This window comes from Nonomuraea sp. NPDC048916 (assembly GCF_040649575.1).
Lineage (GTDB): Bacteria > Actinomycetota > Actinomycetes > Streptosporangiales > Streptosporangiaceae > Nonomuraea.
On the sequence record NZ_JBEZFS010000212.1, the window covers coordinates 1 to 473 of the forward strand.

The 473-nt window shown below is 70.0% G+C and carries 1 protein-coding gene; it reads left to right on the forward strand.

The window, feature by feature from the left end; translation table 11 throughout:
• Positions 1-473, forward strand: a 473-nt coding sequence (locus AB0C16_RS40495) for a TIM barrel protein (protein WP_357691503.1), incomplete at both ends; no start/stop codon positions are given.

Below are 473 nucleotides of genomic sequence, written 5' to 3' on the forward strand. Positions count from 1 at the left end.
GCCTGGGGTACGACGGCGTCGAGGTCATGGTCTGGACCGACCCCGTCAGCCAGGACATCGAGGCCCTGCGCCGGCTCTCGGACTACCACCGGGTGCCGATACTCGCGGTGCACGCCCCCTGCCTCCTGATCACCCAGCGGGTCTGGTCCACCGACCCGTGGGTCAAGCTCCAGCGGGCGAAGGCCGCTGCCGAGAAGCTCGGGGCGTCCACCGTCGTGGTGCATCCGCCGTTCCGGTGGCAGCGCAACTACGCCCGTGACTTCGTGACCGGGATCTGGCGGATGGCCGGCGAGACGGACGTCCGGTTCGCCGTCGAGAACATGTACCCCTGGCGTTACCGGGACCGCGAGATGCTCGCGTACGCCCCCGACTGGGACGTCACCAACGACGACTACCGGCACTTCACGGTCGACCTCTCGCACACCGCGACCGCCCGCACCGAGGCGCTCGCCATGGTGGACCGGATGGGCGAC